Annotated in this window: 9 protein-coding genes and 2 tRNA genes; 6 read left to right on the forward strand and 5 right to left on the reverse strand. The window is 64.8% G+C overall.

Annotation, left to right across the window (positions count from 1 at the left end):
- Nucleotides 1–679 precede the first annotated feature (679 nt).
- From E4341_RS01090 to E4341_RS15410, 4 genes are all read left to right on the forward strand, one after another.
- Entirely contained in the window at nucleotides 680–1,372 is a 693-nt protein-coding gene (locus E4341_RS01090) for a fimbria/pilus periplasmic chaperone (protein WP_091751352.1), read from the forward strand.
- A 9-nt stretch (nucleotides 1,373–1,381) separates the two neighbouring features.
- Nucleotides 1,382–3,970: a fimbria/pilus outer membrane usher protein gene (locus E4341_RS01095; protein WP_165114481.1), complete on the forward strand. Its 2,589-nt coding sequence runs from the start codon at nucleotides 1,382–1,384 to the stop codon at nucleotides 3,968–3,970.
- A 94-nt stretch (nucleotides 3,971–4,064) separates the two neighbouring features.
- Nucleotides 4,065–4,907 carry a hypothetical protein gene (locus E4341_RS01100; protein ID WP_165114484.1) on the forward strand — a complete coding sequence of 281 codons (843 nt, stop codon included), beginning with the start codon at nucleotides 4,065–4,067 and terminating at the stop codon, nucleotides 4,905–4,907.
- 145 nt (nucleotides 4,908–5,052) lie between these two features.
- A complete protein-coding gene (locus tag E4341_RS15410) occupies nucleotides 5,053–5,754 on the forward strand; it encodes a LuxR C-terminal-related transcriptional regulator (protein WP_205751331.1) in 702 nt (233 codons plus the stop codon).
- Between the two features lie 228 nt (nucleotides 5,755–5,982).
- Here E4341_RS15410 and E4341_RS01110 read toward each other — a convergent pair.
- The 3 genes from E4341_RS01110 to E4341_RS01120 all read right to left on the reverse strand — a co-directional run bounded on the left by E4341_RS01110 (nucleotide 5,983) and on the right by E4341_RS01120 (nucleotide 10,931).
- A tRNA-Arg gene (locus tag E4341_RS01110) sits at nucleotides 5,983–6,055 on the reverse strand.
- Between the two features lie 74 nt (nucleotides 6,056–6,129).
- Nucleotides 6,130–8,532, reverse strand: a complete 2,403-nt coding sequence (locus tag E4341_RS01115) for an EAL domain-containing protein (RefSeq protein ID WP_165114487.1) — start codon at nucleotides 8,530–8,532, stop codon at nucleotides 6,130–6,132.
- Nucleotides 8,533–8,534: 2 nt separating this feature from the next.
- A complete protein-coding gene (locus E4341_RS01120; RefSeq protein ID WP_165114490.1) occupies nucleotides 8,535–10,931 on the reverse strand; it encodes a FecR domain-containing protein in 2,397 nt (798 codons plus the stop codon).
- 403 nt (nucleotides 10,932–11,334) lie between these two features.
- Between E4341_RS01120 and E4341_RS01125 the strand changes: the two genes are divergently transcribed.
- Nucleotides 11,335–12,861: a ShlB/FhaC/HecB family hemolysin secretion/activation protein gene (locus E4341_RS01125; protein ID WP_165114493.1), complete on the forward strand. Its 1,527-nt coding sequence runs from the start codon at nucleotides 11,335–11,337 to the stop codon at nucleotides 12,859–12,861.
- A 101-nt stretch (nucleotides 12,862–12,962) separates the two neighbouring features.
- Here E4341_RS01125 and E4341_RS01130 read toward each other — a convergent pair.
- Nucleotides 12,963–13,039: transfer RNA gene (locus E4341_RS01130), tRNA-Arg, on the reverse strand.
- A gap of 144 nt (nucleotides 13,040–13,183) precedes the next feature.
- Here E4341_RS01130 and E4341_RS01135 point away from each other — a divergent pair.
- Nucleotides 13,184–14,938 (forward strand): gamma-glutamyltransferase family protein, encoded by a 1,755-nt coding sequence (locus E4341_RS01135; protein WP_165114496.1) that lies wholly within the window; start codon nucleotides 13,184–13,186, stop codon nucleotides 14,936–14,938.
- Nucleotides 14,939–14,942: 4 nt separating this feature from the next.
- On the opposite strand, the gene E4341_RS01140 is transcribed toward E4341_RS01135, so the two are convergent.
- A complete protein-coding gene (locus E4341_RS01140) occupies nucleotides 14,943–15,749 on the reverse strand; it encodes a lipid A-modifier LpxR family protein (RefSeq protein ID WP_205751332.1) in 807 nt (268 codons plus the stop codon).
- Between the last annotated feature and the right edge of the window lie 160 nt (nucleotides 15,750–15,909).

Here is a 15,909-nt window from a genome sequence, read left to right on the forward strand (position 1 = left end):
CGCGAAGTCCACAGCCTTGGCGAATAGTTCGCCACGACTGCTGACGTCCAACTTGCGATAGGCATGTTTGATGTGAGTGCGCAGTGTCTCAATGGAGATGTCCTGCTTCTAAGCAATACGCCCCGTCTCCATCCCCGCCAACATCATCGTCACGATGTGTTTTTCGCAGGGTGTCAGGTGGTGAATCTGGAGCATTGCTTCGTACGAAACACGGTCCGCCATTCGGTGTGCGGCAAACCCTATGCTGTCGTCATCGCCGGGTATCAGTTGTTGACAGCGCAAAAGCCATTGTCGATCCGCATCCGTCGATGTGACGGCATAGATCGCTTGGCCGGGCCAAAAACTGGCTGACGGCGTCTTCGGCGATCTGTTCCTGAACCTCTGCTACAACGTCCCCGGCGGCAGCGGTGTGGGCGGAACACAGGGCGATCCGAGCAACCCGGGCTCTTCGGGTTGTGCTGCCTCCCCCTCGGGTCCAGGCGCCGCTTCGGCTCCGGCCGGAACCTATACGGAAACCTTCACCTTCTCGCTCGATCCCGCTTGATCGTCGCGAAATGCAGGGGCCGCCCTCGGACGGCCCCTGCTTCTTCGTGAGAAGTCTGACAACACAACGGGGGCAACAATGACACGTCGTGTATTCGCGACACTGATGGCCGCAACGGCTTTAACGACAGTCCTGATGGCAGGCGCGACTGCACCGGCCAAGGCCATGGACGTGTCGCCCATGATCTCGAAGATCACGCCATCCGGCAATGGGTCCAGCTATCGGATGACCGTCAGGAACGACAGCGCCACACCAGCGACGGTCGAAATCGAGACCTATCGCATGCAGGTCGATGATAACGGCGCCCGGTCTCTGGTCGAAGACGACAAAGACATCACGGTGTTTCCTGTCCAGTCCGTCATCCCGGCCAATCGCGAGCAGGTGATCCAAGTCCGCTACACAGGCGACGCTACCGAAGAGGGCCGTATGTATCTGGTCCGCGCAGCTCAATTGCCGATCAATATGCAGACAACGCCCAGCGACGGCGGCGTCGGCGCTGACATTCAGGTCGCCTTCACGATCAATACCTATGTGTTCGTAGCCCCGCCCAGAGCGCGCGCCGAAGTGCAGGTCACTGCGGTATCGCGCGAGCCGAACGGCGACGTCATCCTGACCGCCCATAATTCAGGGACCGGCTTCGCCTATATCCGTGAGTCCAGGATCATCCTGAAGACGGCGGACGGACAGTCGCATGAGGTGCCGGCCGCCGAAGTGGATGTCGGACAGGTCAGCGTGATCGCCGGCGGCGCCACGCGGCAGGTGAAGATACCGGCGGCCCTCGCCGCATCGGCATCCGGCGACCTCACCGCTTCTATCGTGCTGCTGTGAGGGCCGGCGATGGCCCGCAAGTCCTTTAAGGGCGGGCGGTCCGGAGCGCGAACCGCCTTTCGCCGCATCGGGGCCGTCGCCTGCATGGGGGGCGGGTTGGCTACCGTGGCGCATGCCGCTCCCGTCGTGCTGACCGATGAGGTCATGCGCACGGCGCCGCCGGACTATTCCGCCGTCGTAGCCATCGATCGAGACGAAAGCGAACGCCCAGTCACCGAAGCTTCGCCGCCCATTCAGGACCAGTCTCCTTCGGTCAGGCCGTCCTCGGTCTTTACGCCGATCCAGGGGCCGCTAACGCTCGACGGCAAATATCTTGGCGACATCAGCGGCTCGGTCGACGCCCAGGGCCAGGGATTGGTGGATGCGACAGCCCTGCTGGACCTATTGCGGCCTCAGATCGGGTCCGAACTCTTCACCACTCTGTCAGGCCGGATCGCGACACAGACTAAGGTCAATATGGCGGACCTTGTCAGCGACACCTTCTCTCTGACCTTCGATCCCCTGTCTCTGACCTTCGTTGCGACATCCACGCCGGAAAGCCGAGCACGGCGCGATGTCGGCTTCTCCCAGACCCCGGTGATCGACCCTGCCGCCTTCGATCAACCGGCGGACTTTTCGGCTGGCGCGAATATCACCCTGGCCCAACTCTACTCCCACACCGACACGCGTTTTTCGCCGCTACAGGGCGGCATCGACTTTTTCGCCAACCTCGGCGGGTTTGACGGCGTCACGCTGACCACCGGCGTCGATTACGACGGAAACAACACGCAAGGCCGCTGGCAGCGCCGCGAAATCCGTCTGACCAAGGACATCTTCAAATCCGCCGTGCGTCTGACCGCCGGCGAGTTCGCGCCCCCTATCGACAGTTTTCAGGGCTCGCAAAGGTTTTTGGGGCTATCGGCCGCACGCGCGTATTCAACCATTCGACCCTTCCAGAACGTGCGTCCCGCAGGGCGCCGGCAGTTCATCCTAGACCGTCCGGCCTTGGTCGTCGTCGAGGTCAACGGCGTGGTGGCGGAACGGATCCGTCTGGACGCCGGCCCCTACTCCATTGGCGACTTTCCCTTCGCGCAAGGCGCCAACACGGTGCGCCTGCTCGTCGAAGACGACAGCGGTCGGCGCGAGATCGCTGTGTTTGACCTGTTCGGCGGCGCCGGGCTGCTGGATCGCGGCGTGTTGGATTTTGGCGTGTCGGCCGGACTGCTGGAAGAAGGCGGAGATCTTCAGTACGGCTCGACGCTGGCCGCGAGTGGCTTTGTTCGCAAGGGCCTGTCCGATGTTCTGACCGTCGGCGTCAACGCTCAGATCGCCGACCGAAAGGGGCAAGCCGGCGCAATAGCGACATGGGGTTCCAAACTGGGTCTGATCCAGCTGAGCAGCGCCGCCAGCCACAACGGCGACACCGGAAAAAACGGCTACGTCGCCTCTGTCGATTATCTCCTTGAAAGGACTTTGGGCAAGAACGCTGATGCGCGCCTTGTGGCGTCGGCCCAGGCGACCAGCCGCTATTTTCAGAGCGCCTTCGACCCGTCCGCCTTCAACAACGAGAAATGGCGCGCCGCCGCGCGGCTGCTTGTGCGTTTTCGTGACTATTCGATCAGCGGCGGCGTCGCCTTCGTAAAGGGTCGCGAACAAAAAGATCGCACCGACTTTAGCTTGGGCCTGGGCCGCACTTTCCGTCGTTTCGCGGTCAATCTGGCCTGGCAGCGCGGGTCCACCGAAGATGGCCGCGACGAGGACCGCTTCGGACTGACGCTGACGTCGCGCTTCGGCGGGCGCTGGAGCACCACCGCGCGCTACGACACCGACAACGACCTGCGCGAGGTTGGGGTGTCACGCGCATCTTCGGGCCGCCTCAACGACTTGAGCGGCGACCTGCGGCTGTCGCAAGATCGAACCAACCAAGCGATCACGGCGGACCTGCGCTACATCAATAATCGGTTCGACGCCGAACTCGTATCGAATCGGCTGGTTTCGTCCGAGCCCGGCGGAGTCACGCGCCAGGAGTCATTGTGGCGAATGTCGACGATGATCGGTTACGCCAACGGCGCCTTTGGCGTGGGACGTTCGGCGCGCGAGGGCTTCGTCATCGCAACGCCCCACCCTACCCTGTCCCGCTCGCGCATCAAGCTGACGGATTCCAGCGGCTATACGGTCGCGCACAGCGGATGGCTGGGGCCGGCTCTGGTCGGGTTGGATCGCGGCTATGGCGTCAATCGCTACGAGATCGAGGCCGATCCGTTGCCGCAGGGCTATGACCTGGGCAGCGGCGTCATCAACATCTTCCCTGGCTACGGCAACGGTTACCGCTTCGTGGTGGGTAGCGACGCGTCGCGCACCGCGCGAGGCGTCCTGATGTCCGCCAATGGGCCGGTCGCTCTGGCCGGCGGCGTCATCCAGGCGGCAGGCGCACCGGCCGATGCCGAGGGCAAGCCCTTCTTCACCAACCGGTCCGGACGGTTCGTCGCCGATGGCCTGGCTCCGGGCCGCTATCGCTTGGTGATCCAGGGCGCCGTGGTGGGAGAATTCGTCATTCCCGAGAGAGTGGAAGGAACAGTCGATGTCGGCGAAATCCGCACGTCTCCGCCGTCGCCGTAGGCGTAAGGCGCACGGTGACCGAAAGATCCGGGTTCCAACCTGGTCTGAAACGCTGACCGTCATCGTCTCGCTGGTCCTGGCGGCTATTCTGGCCGTGACCGCCTCTAAGGCGAGAGCCTGCGACCTTGCCCTGACCCAGAGCCCCAGCACTGTCGTCATCAACTACAATCCCTTCGCTGCGGGACCGTCGAGCGGCGCCATCGATCTGGGCCTGAAGAACCAGGCAGACGAGGTCTGCGAGCTGCGGTTGTCCGTCGTGGACGACGGCGGGGCGATTGTGTCCGGCCTGGCGCTTGGGGGGGTGGGGGTGCAGTTCCGCCCGCGAGAGGCGTCGGGGCTTCAGACGTCTGACGTCGAGCCTGGGGTCTTGCGCTACACTCTCGCAGGCAAAGCGACAGGTCAGGCGCAGTTGGACGCCGCCATCGTCGTGGACGCCGTGCCCGACGCAGGAACCTACGCCAGCGACCTGAAGCTGCTGGTCAAGGACGCTGATGGGACGGCTTTGCTTGCCCCAATCCCGGTCCGTATGCAGCTGGTCTCCACGCCCCGAGCACAACTGAATCTGGCTGGCGCCGCCGGCGCCTTTGATTCGGGTTCCAGTGTGGAGGTGGTCGATTTCGGTGACGCCTCTACCGGCCTGACGCGGCGCATCTTCATTCAGGTCCGCGCCAATGCACCGTCGATCATCGCGATCACGTCCGAACATCGCGGCCTGATGCAGCGTCAGGGCGACGCGGAGACCCCGTCCAGCGTCGCTTACGCCGTCGAGCTTGACGGGACGCCGGTCGATCTACAGGCGCCCTGGACCAAGGAGGTCGATCCGCCCCGCACCCTCGCCGGCATATCGCTGCCGATGCTGTTCACCTTGGGCAAGATCAAGGATCAGATGGCCGGTCGCTATCAGGATGTGCTCGCCATCGACATATCGCGCCGCTGACGAGAGATACCCCATCATGGTTAGCCCATAGCGGCGATTAACACCCGACCGTCAAACTGGTAACAAAGTTAACGCGATGAACCGGCTGTTTGGAGGAGCCGGCACACACAGATCGTAAGCTTGAGGCTGACAGCCCGATCCGGGTTTGGACAGCCTGCAGAAATGGGTGGCGCAAATGTATGAGCAAAAGATAGCGGCGTCGTCGCGAAAAGACGGCCGTGCTGTTTCAGCAATCCTGCACGGAGAATTTGAGCAGCGCCGGACGCCAATCAGATCAACCGGAAATCCGACACCTCTGCCCCGTGCGGACTGCACCGCCTGGTTCGAACATGACATTCTCGCCCGGTTCGTTCTGGATCCTCAGGGCTGCGTGATCCATGCCAACGCCAATGCCAGAGCCATGATTGCAGCGGGTGTGCTGGGCGCTGGCGGCGCCTTTATTTGCTCCTCCCATCGCAATCGGGGCGACTTCGACGCCTTGGTCAATCGTCTGCTGGAAGGACGACAATCCCAAGGCCGCCTTCTGTTTCGCGCCGGCGATGACGCCTGGTGCCTGCTGGATCTGGCGACGGCGCCCGATGCGATCGACCGCATCTTCGCCACGGCGCGCCCGGCCCACTGCATGGGTGTGGAGGTTATGGAGCCGCTACGCGCCATCTTCGGTCTGACCCGGGCCGAACTCCTGGTCCTGTCCCATCTGACCCAAGGCGAGGCCCCGAAGGACATCGGCCGAAAGATGGATATGTCGATCCACACCGTGCGCGCCCACCTGCGCGCCATCTGCATGCGCATGGGCGTCAAAGGCATTACCGGCGGCCTCAGACTGAGTTTTCAACTTATAAACTGACGCTGGTTTCGCAAAGCCATCAAAACCGTCCGCCGCGCTTCCATGTCTTCCATCAAAACAAACGATGGACCGGGCCACATAACTTCGGCGGCGCGGTTCGCGAACCGGTGACGTGCTGGATGCCGATTAGACCATCCCAGCCGAGCGCCGACTTCAAAGAATGGTGCAGAACGACTGTAACCACGCGTCCATGAGCACGCGCGCGGATCATCAAGTCATTGGAAGAAGTGGCGCACCCGGAGCGATTCGAACGCCCGACCCCTCAGATTCGTAGTCTGGGAAAATATGCCCGATTTTCTGCACGTTAGAATCATCAATCCTGTAACGAGCACCAATCGCGTGCTGCCCCAAGCTTCATGTTACGATCCTCAAGCTCTATGCAGCGGTGCCTAGATGGGGGTCGGACAGAACTTTTGTGCTTTCGGATGGTGTCAAAAAACTCACCAGACCTTCAAAAGGCAGTGGTCGCGAGACCCAGTAGCCCTGGATGGTGTCACATCCCAGAGCCGACAAGGCGTCAAAGACTTCCTCGGTTTCAACGCCTTCGGCGACGACGGTCATGCCTAAGCCGTGGGCCAGATCGACGGTGGATTTGATGATCAGGCGATCACGCCCGCTGTCGAGGACATCAAGGATCAGGGACCGGTCGATCTTCAACTCGTCGGCGTTCAGCATTTTCAGATAGCTGAGCGAAGATAGGCCGGCGCCGTAGTCGTCGATCGAAATCCGCACCCCCGCCGCCCGATAGGCCGCGATCGCCTGGGCCGCGATTTTCGGGTTTTCGATGACGGCGGTTTCGGTTATTTCGAAGATCAGATCGGCGTCACAGCCCTCGATCAACTGGAGCGCACGCGCCTGGAAGGCCTCGTCCACAAGGAGCCGTCCGGACACGTTCAGAGCGATGGCCAGATGAACGCCCCGAGCCCTGAGCGCGGCCTGATCCTCGATCGCTTTGACGATGCTCCATTCGGTGAGGGCCCTGATCTGTCCCGTCTGTTCGGCGATGGGAATGAACAGGTCCGGCCCGATCCGACCGCGAACGGGATGATGCCAGCGGCAGAGCGCCTCGACAGAAGCCGTTGAGCCATCCGAGGTCTTGCGCTTGGGCTGATAGTGCAGACTGACGTCGCTCGTGCGCAGGGCGTCGCGAAGTTCCGACATCAGGGCGAGGTTGTTGTCGGGATCGACAAAGGACGCCTCGTCATAAAGCACCGTACGGTCGTCCGAGAGATCGGCCTGGTTAAGCGCCGTCGTCGCCCGTTCGATCAGGGCGTCGCCGCTCGCCGATTGCCTATCCTGCGAGGCGCTGCCGATGCGGACGAACAGATCCAGCGGCTGGCCGTCGACTGTGAAGGTCGTCTCTACGGCGCGAAGAGATCTGGCCAGGGCGTGTTGCTGATCGGCGGACAGATCGGCCCGCGAGAAGGCGAGCACCGAGGACGCGATTTGCGCCACCCGGTCCACTTCGGCCAAATCGGCCAAGCGATCGGCAAGCTGGACCATCAAGGTGTTGGCGACGTCATAACCGACGACCCCGCGCATTTCCGCATGGCGATCCACGCCGATCGCAAAGACGGCGACGTTCGTCTCGGCTGTGGCGATGAGATCGTCGATGCCCGCCAGCAGGGCTCGGCGGTTTGGAAGCCCGGTTTCCGGCTGATGCATCGCCAGATGAAGCAGGCCGGCCTCTCGCGCCTGCACGATCGCCTTGGCCTGCCTCGTCAGCTCGACGCGGGTCGCCCAGATCGCCATCAGTGTCTGCGTGAAAAGAAGCGCGGCGATGTCGATGCTAACCGGCAACAAGGCCTGAAGCACGACCGGCGCGATCACGATCAAGGCCGTGACGGCGACATGGCGCACGACTAACCGCCACAGAGCAGCGCCCCCGCTTCTGACGGGCTGCAGCGCCGCGACGAGTCCGGCGCAGAGGATCAGAAGAGCCAGCGGGCTGAGGCTGATCAAGGCCCGTCCGCCAGCGATACTTTCGTAGGCGAGGGCGTGGATGATGACGCCGGGCAACAGCCCGACGGGCGTGGCGAACTCGTCGCCGAGTTCCAAGGCCGTCGCCCCCATCAGAATCTTCTTGCCGCGCACGAGCGAGGGGTCGAAGCGGCCGCTGTAGACGTCCTCGAAACTGAGGTGGGAGATCGATTTCTGCTCGATCCCGAAATCGACGGTGAAAGCGCCCTGTCGCACCGCGGCATCGGCCAGGAGGGCCGCGACCGATGGCGGCGCTTCATCTGAGGCGCCATAATCGTAATGGCGCACCCTTCCGTCGCCATCCACAGGCACATTGACCGAAGCGAGCAAGGAATCATTCAGAAGCGGCGCGATCGGACGATTGCCCGATCTGCGTCCTTCGCCGGCGCCATATGACTCCATCTGCTCAAAGGTCGCCAACGCCACCTGGCCGGGGTGGCGCGATACCGCCGCCGCCAGCGCCTGATCGGACGCGGGGTTCGACGGCGCGCTGAAATCGACATCAACCGCGACCAGGGTCGCGCCCGCCAAAATCAGATTGTCGATCGCCTGGGCATACCGTCGCCGATCCCATGGCCAGGCCTCTGCGGCGATGAGGCTTCGGGAATCGATCTCGACGATCGTCAGACTCTGGCTGGCAGGCCGCTCCAGAACCGAGAACCGCGCAGAGGCGATAACATCGTCGAGGGGCCGGAAGGCGTTCGCGAGCATTCCAATGCCCGCGAACGCCAGGATCAGCACGGACCAGATGACGACAGAAAGTCGACGTCGACCGAGTTCATCAGCAGAAGCGCGCATGGTCACCGCTTCGGAGGCCGAGGACCACCCTTGCCGGGATCATCCCCACCCGGGTTGCCATTGCCGGGGTTTCCATTGCCTGGGTTGCCCGAGCCAGGGTTGCCGGAACCAGGGTTACCGGCGCCGGGGTTGCCGTTGCCCGGATTGCCGTTACCCGGATTGCCGTTGCCGGGGTTGCCGTTGCCGGGGTTGCCCGAGCCCGGATTACCGTTGCCCGGATTGCCGTTGCCCGGATTGCCGTTGCCGGGGTTGCCGGAACCGGGGTTACCGTTGCCGGGGTTGCCCGAGCCGGGGTTGCCGTTGCCCGGATTGCCGTTGCCGGGGTTGCCGGAACCGGGGTTACCGTTGCCGGGGTTGCCGGAACCGGGGTTACCGTTGCCGGGGTTGCCCGAGCCCGGATTACCGTTGCCGGGGTTGCCGTTGCCGGGGTTGCCGTTGCCGGGGTTGCCCGAGCCAGGGTTACCATTGCCCGGATTGCCGTTGCCGGGATCGCCGTTGCCGGGGTTGCCGGAACCGGGATTACCGTTGCCGGGGTTACCGTTGCCGGGGTTGCCGGAACCGGGGTTACCGTTGCCGGGGTTGCCCGAGCCAGGGTTACCATTGCCCGGATTGCCCGAGCCGGGGGTGCCGTTGCCCGGATTACCGTTGCCAGGGTCACCGGCGCCGGGGTTACCATTGCCCGGATTGCCCGAGCCGGGATCGCCGTTGCCGGGGTTGCCCGAGCCAGGGTTACCATTGCCCGGATTGCCCGAGCCGGGGTTGCCGTTGCCCGGATTGCCGTTGCCGGGATCGCCGTTGCCGGGGTTGCCGGAACCGGGATTACCGTTGCCTGGATTACCGTTGCCGGGGTTACCGTTCCCGGGGTTGCCGGAACCGGGGTTACCGTTTCCGGGGTTGCCGGAACCGGGGTTACCGTTGCCGGGATCGCCGTTGCCGGGGTTGCCGGGACTGGGGTTGCCGTTGCCGGGATTACCGTTGCCGGGGTTGCCCGAGCCCGGATTGCCGTTGCCGGGGTTGCCGTTGCCGGGGTTGCCCGAGCCCGGATTACCGTTGCCCGGATTGCCGTTGCCGGGGTTGCCGGAACCGGGGTTACCGTTGCCGGGGTTGCCCGAGCCGGGGGTGCCGTTGCCCGGATTACCGTTGCCAGGGTCACCGGCGCCGGGGTTACCATTGCCCGGATTGCCGTTGCCGGGGTTGCCCGAGCCGGGGTTGCCGTTGCCCGGATTGCCGTTGCCGGGATCGCCGTTGCCGGGGTTGCCCGAGCCGGGGTTGCCGTTGCCCGGATTGCCGTTGCCGGGATCGCCGTTGCCGGGGTTGCCGGAACCGGGATTACCGTTGCCTGGATTACCGTTGCCGGGGTTACCGTTCCCGGGGTTGCCGGAACCGGGGTTACCGTTGCCGGGGTTGCCGGAACCGGGGTTACCGTTGCCGGGATCGCCGTTGCCGGGGTTGCCGGGACTGGGGTTGCCGTTGCCTGGATTACCGTTGCCGGGGTTGCCCGAGCCCGGATTGCCGTTGCCGGGGTTGCCGGAACCGGGGTTACCCGAGCCCGGATTACCGTTGCCCGGATTGCCGTTGCCGGGGTTGCCGGAACCGGGGTTACCGTTGCCGGGGTTGCCCGAGCCAGGGTTACCATTGCCCGGATTGCCCGAGCCGGGGGTGCCGTTCCCGGGGTTGCCGGAACCGGGGTTGCCGGTGCCGGGGTTGCCAGGATTAGTCGCCCCGGTATTGGCGCTGTTACTGGGGCCCGCTGCGGCATTGTTGCTTGCGTTGGTTGCAGCTGGCGGCAGTGAAGGGTTTCCGCTTGAAGCGGAGTTTCCTGCCGCAGCGGTGGACGTCGCTGCTGAAGACGTCGTTGGAACCGAAGTCGTGCTTGTGGTCGTAGCCGCTGTTGTTGTCGTCGCGGCCGTCGAGGCGCCTGATGTGGACGCCGTCACAGTAGTGGCTGCCGGCGCGGCCGCTGGGGGGTTCTGGACCAGACCATCGGTCAAGGCCTCGTAGTCCAGACTCGGCGCCGCAACGGGCGCCGCTTCGATAGGAACCGATGCAACGGGTGTGGAAACCTCGACGCTGGACGGCTGTTGGCGTGGAACCAGGGCGGTGGCGCCCGCCGCCACGTCGCTGACGGCATTGCCGTTATTGGCGCGAACTTCGACCAGACCTTCTGCGACATGCACGCGGTCGCCCATGGGGTCGACGGTGACTGTAAATGTCGTCCCCTTCACCACGGCGGCAAGCAGCGGCGTCTCCACGCGGAAGTGCGGCTGCCTCTGCCGATCGACCTGGAAAAGGGCCGAGCCGAGGTCCTGCAAGACCCGCGTCATGCCTCCGACTTCTGGCGCGAGCGTGGTGCGACTGTTCGGCCCTACCACGACCCTTTGCTGACCGTTCGTGATCATCGCACGGCCGTTTCCACCCGTCGTGACGCTGGTTCCGGTCGGTAATACCTGCCCAACCGCGCCGTTTGCAGCGGGCCGCGCCGGTATGGCCACGCGAACAACGCCCGCCACTTCCCTGATGCGCCATTCATCCGCCAGAGCCTGGGTCGGGTAGCGCACAAAGAAGAAGAGGACCGCGAAGAATATTGCGTATCGATTGGCCAACACACACTCCAGACATTCTGTTTGATGTTCTGGATATCAGGACGTGCCTGCCAAGCTCTTAACTGGTGATATTAACACGATTTTTAGCCCGAACGCCGTAAATGATCTCCTGTGTCTGGAGAACAGCGTGCGTCATATTTTTTCGACTTCATGGTTAAGAACAATCAGCGTCCTGTGGGGGATGGTGGCGGTGCTGACCATGGCTGTCGCGGGACCGGTTCGCGCGGACGCTGAGCCGGCCTCGACGCCGGACGCCGGATGCGCCGGATGTCTGATCCTGACCAGCATGCTGATCCAGGGGGTGAGCGCCTATCCACTCGCCGATCTCGCCGACACCTATGACCAGCAGTTGGCGCGGCGCGTCTCGGTGGACGATCTCGTGCAGTCGGCCAATGCAATCACCGCCCGTTATCGCAACGACGGATATTTTCTGACCCGCGCCGTCGTCGCCGAAACCGACCCCGCCATCGGCGCCGCCCGCATCGTGGTGTTTGAAGGCTATATCTCGGAACTGAAACTGACCGGCGATGGCGCACGCGCCGTCGAACCGATCCTAAAGCCCTTGGTGAACCAGCGCCCCCTCACCATCGGCGAACTGGATCGCCGCCTGTCCCTGGCGTCCGACGTGCCCGGCGTCAAACTGACCAGCCGCATCGAGCCGATCATCGGCGACCCGGCCCAACACCGCTTGGTTGTCGAGACGGCAATGACCTCGGGCAGCGCCGGCGTCTATGTCGACAATCGCGGTTCCGAAACCCAGGGTCCGTGGCAAGTCTACCTGTCCGGCGCCCGCAACTCGACCTTTATGGCCGGCGACCAGATCACATTGGGCGTGCTGACGGTGCCGGATCGCCCTGACGAACTTACCTATATCGATGCGTCCTACTCTGTCGTCGCGTCCGGAGGCGGCCGCGTCCGCTTTGGCGTATCGGGCTATGAGACGGATGCGCCGCTTCAGAACGCATCGGGCTGGGTCGGGGGGAGCAGCCGCATGGCCTCGGTCACGCTCTCGCATCCTCTGGTCCGTTCGCGCGACAAGAACCTCTGGCTCAACGCGGGACTGGATGTCCGTCGCGTCGAGCAGAACTACGTCGCCACGGGTCGCACCGACGAGACCCTGACCGTGGCGCGGATGTCGGTGGCGGGACAGCGGCGTTCCAGCTCCGGCTGGATGGCGGGCTCGGTTCAGCTGTCGAAAGGGATTGACGCCTTCGGCGCCACGACCGAGCGCTCGCCGCTGAATACGCGCTACGACGCGACGGGCGAGTTCTTCAAGGTCAACGCCCAGGTCAGCGCCTATCGCGATCTCAGCAAGTATGTCGGCGTCTATGTCGAGGCCTCAGGCCAATGGTCGGACGACGCCTTGCTCAGCTCCGAAGAGTTCTTCGTCGGCGGCCCGACCTACGGCCGGGCGTATGACTATGGCGAAGCCAGCGGCGACAAGGCCGTCGCCGGGATGATTGAGGCGCGGGTGGGATATGATCCCAAGGGCGACCTTATCACCTTCGCTCAGGCTTTCGCCTTCTTCGACACCGCCAAGGTGTGGAACAAGACGCCTGGTCGCGACTGGTCCGAACAGCTGACGTCTGCCGGCGTCGGTTCACGCATCACCTTCGACCGCAAGGCCACCCTGCGCATCGAGTTCGCCAAACCCCTGTCCCGTGCGCCCTACAACCAACCTGACAAAGGCTGGCGCACCTTCGTGTCGTTGTCGAAACAGTTCTAGGCGCGCATAGAAGCCCTCGCGATGCGCTGCGACGTCTCGCGAGGCGGCGAACGGCCTGCCAAAATCGGCGAAGCGTTTGAAGTCTCATTATTTGGAAGAAGTGGCGCACCCGGAGCGATTCGAACGCCCGACCCTCAGATTCGTAGTCTGATGCTCTATCCAGCTGAGCTACGGGTGCGGCTGCCTTGCGGCGAGGGCGGGTCTTTAGCCGGTGGATCGGGCGGACGCAAGCGGGGGAATGCAGTTTCTGCGTCTGAAGCTGTTGGCGTGGCGGCTGCGACGGCTTAGGCCTGTCTGACGCTCCCCTGCTTTCGGATCTTCCATGCGTTCATTCCGTCGCCAGATCGCCGCTGTGCTGGTTCCCGTCCTCATGGCGGGATGCCAGACCGCGACAGACATCCACGGCGCGCACTCGCCGACGACAGCGTCGCCGCCGGCCGTGTCGGCCCCGTCGATTGCCGCATCGCCCGCTCGGGGGCCATTCGTGGCGGCGGCGAATCCGCTGGCGGTCGAGGCGGGGATGACCGTGTTGCGGCGCGGAGGATCGGCCGTGGATGCCGCGGTAGCGATCCAGGCGGTGCTGGGCCTGGTGGAGCCGCAGTCTTCAGGCCTGGGGGGCGGCGCCTTTTTGATGAGCTATGACGCCGAGACCGGGACCGTCACGGCCTATGACGGGCGCGAGACGGCGCCCGCGTCGGCGACGCCCGAACTGTTCTATGAGGACGGCAAGCCCCTGCCCTTCATCGACGCGGTGCTGTCGGGCCGCTCGACCGGGGCGCCGGGGGCGGTGGCCATGCTGGCCATGGCGCAGAAGGATCACGGCAAGCTGGGCTGGCGCGATCTGTTCGGGGACGCCGAACGGCTGGCGCGCGACGGGTTCACGGTCAGCCCGCGCCTGGCAGGCATGATCAATGGACGCAGTCCGCAGGCGCGGACGCGGTGGGCCAGCGCCTATTTCACCAAGTCCGACGGCACGCGGTATCAAGCGGGCGATACGCTGAAGAACCCCGCCTACGCCGACACGGTCGCGCGGTTGGCGCAGCAGGGGCCGGGCGTCTTTTATGGCGGGGCGATCGGGCGCGACGTCGCGGCGGCGGTTCGCGAAGGACCACGTCCCGGCGGTCTGACCGAGGCGGACATCGCCGGCTATCGCCCATTGCGCCGCGACGCTCTTTGCCGGCCTTATCAGGCCTATGTGATCTGCGTGCCGCCGCCGCCGTCCAGCGGCGTGGCGTTGCTGCAGTTCCTGGCCATGGCCGAGGAAACGCCCGATCTGGACAAGGGGGCCAGGAGCCCTGAGGCCTGGGTCGCCTTCGGGCGGTTGCAGCGGCTGATGTATGCCGACCGGGACCGCTATATCGGCGACAATGACTTCGTCGGGGTGCCGATCGCCGGTCTGCTGGATCCCGATTACGTCGCGACGCGCGCGGCCCTGGCCCCGCAGGTGAACGGCCCGGTCGAGGCCGGCGCCCCGACGGGATCGCCGCCGCGCGGGGTCGACCAGACCGCCGAGCCGGGCGGCACCTCGCACATGGTCGTGGTGGACGCCTGGGGCAATGCGGTCAGCATGACCACGACGGTCGAGAGCATCTTCGGCAATGGGCGCATGGTCGACGGCTTCTTCCTGAACAACCAGCTGACGGACTTCTCCTTCACGCCGCAGGAGGACGGGCATCCGGCCGCCAATGCCGTGGCGGCGGGCAAGCGGCCGCGCTCGTCGATGACGCCGGTGCTGATTCTGGATCGTCAGGGGCGGCTGGTCGGCGCCATCGGCTCGCCGGGCGGGTCCAGCATCCTGGCCTATGTCGCCAAGGCCCTGGTCGGGACGATGGACTGGGGCTTGTCGATGCAGGAGGCGATCGCCCTGCCCAATCTGGTGGTGCGGGGCGAGATGGTCGGGGCCGACACCGACCTGATCGCGCCGGATATCCGCGACGCCTTGGCGGCGGCGGGCATGGCCCTGAAGCCCAACGCCACCGAGACCTCGGGCCTTCATGGCGCGATCTGGCGCGACGGTCGCTGGGACGGAGGTGCCGATCCGCGTCGCGAGGGCGTGGCGGTCTCGGAGGTTCGCTAAAGGCTCAGCGGCCGGGACGGATCGACAGCTGGAAGGCCAGCAGGCCTTCGCTGACGTCGGTGTCCAGGCCGTTCATGCCGCGCAGACCCTTGCCGGCGTCGATCTCGCGATAGACGACGCCGAATGACGTCTGCATGTCGCCCTTGCGATAGGCCACGCCGATTGAGGCGTCGCCCAGGAAGCTGCCTTTGTCTTGGGTATAGCCCGAGCGAGCATAGTCGCCGTCGCGCGTACGGGCGAAGTTGTAGCCCACGGCCCGGCCCGATCCGGCGGCATACAGATACCAGCGCGGCCGATCGCCGAACCGCTCGCGTCCGTTTGGGGCCAGACGATCCAGCCCCTCGCCGATCTTGAGCGTGACGCCAGCCTCGGCCGAACGGCCTTCGCTGCCGACGCCCAGGCCCGCGTGGGGCGTCAGGCTGACTTCCAGGCCCGAGGCGGTATGGCCGCGCGCGCCGCGGAAACCGCGCACATAGCGCAGATCATAGGCGTCGGGGTCCAGTTCGGCCCGATCGACGGGCGTGACCGGCAAGGGAGAGCCGTCGGCGCGGCGCAGACGGCCGGCCGTCTCCAGCGTCACCCGGTCGGTGAAGTCGGTGCGATCGATCCAGACGTCGTTGCGCGTGCTGGCGGACAGGCCGGATCGGTCATCGGGACGGAAGGCGGTCGGGATTTCGATCTGGGCGCCGAACCGGGCGTCAGGTGCTACGCGGAAACTGGTCTGTTCAGTCAGGCGCGCCTCGACATCGGGCGAGGCGTCGAAGGCGTTGGGGGCCCAGGTCTGTGCGCAGGCGGCGCTCGCGCCGGCCATCGCCAACACGCCCCCAAAGCCGACAATACAGGCCTTTAATCGCATCCGGTCTCCCCACCGATCCGCTGGACACACACTGCAACCCTCTGGCGCAAGAGTCCAACGGCTTTTGGTCATGGTTTCGTCGCTTTTGAACGAGGACGACCAGCAGCGGTTCCCA

Origin of the sequence: Brevundimonas sp. 'scallop', assembly GCF_011045535.1 — a bacterium.
Taxonomy (GTDB): domain Bacteria; phylum Pseudomonadota; class Alphaproteobacteria; order Caulobacterales; family Caulobacteraceae; genus Brevundimonas; species Brevundimonas vesicularis.